Source organism: Bradyrhizobium sp. 142, from assembly GCF_023074015.1.
GTDB lineage: Bacteria > Pseudomonadota > Alphaproteobacteria > Rhizobiales > Xanthobacteraceae > Bradyrhizobium.
This window is the reverse complement of record NZ_JADPKQ010000436.1, coordinates 1-515: the sequence shown is the minus strand read 5'-3', so window position 1 is coordinate 515 and position 515 is coordinate 1. Positions and strand designations below refer to the sequence as shown.

Annotated in this window: 1 pseudogene; it reads left to right on the top strand. The window is 64.5% G+C overall.

Annotated elements, in window-relative coordinates:
- Positions 1–169: 169 nt before the first annotated feature.
- Positions 170–515 (top strand): annotated as a pseudogene (locus IVA82_RS40205) (hypothetical protein); the annotation flags it as partial.

Genomic DNA, 515 nt, shown 5'->3' with positions numbered 1-515 from the left:
CTCACCGATGCCGGCTTCACTGCGGCGGTCCGGACGGGTTCAGGTCAGGTCTCGCAAATCCGATCGTTTGACCCGACTGCGAGGTAAACCGTCTTCTTCCCCAGATTGGTCGGCGGGTAGCCGCGACGGTCATGTTCGGCTTTCGACCCCACGGGGCGGCCGCTCCCGAATGAAAGCGGCGAGAGCGCTCTTCATCCGGCACGGCGCCGAGGGCACGCCGGAGGGCCGGTCGCTGCGGGTCTTGCGGCAATGGCTGTCGCCGGCGCAGCGTGAGCAGTTCGCCAGGAAAGGCTGCTTCGAGGTGGTCGGGAGCGACAGCGGAATTCGATACAGGATCCACGCCGGGACCTCAGTTAACGTGTGCGAGATCGACGAGAGAGGTCGCCTATAGGTGGGGTTTTGTTTCATGCCGATTGGCGCTCTGCCGATCGGAGACGTCATGCTCGCCCAGAAGATCGCCTTGGAGACATCCGAGAGCGAGGTGCGCAGTGTGGCCCGGAGGTTCGCGCCCAACT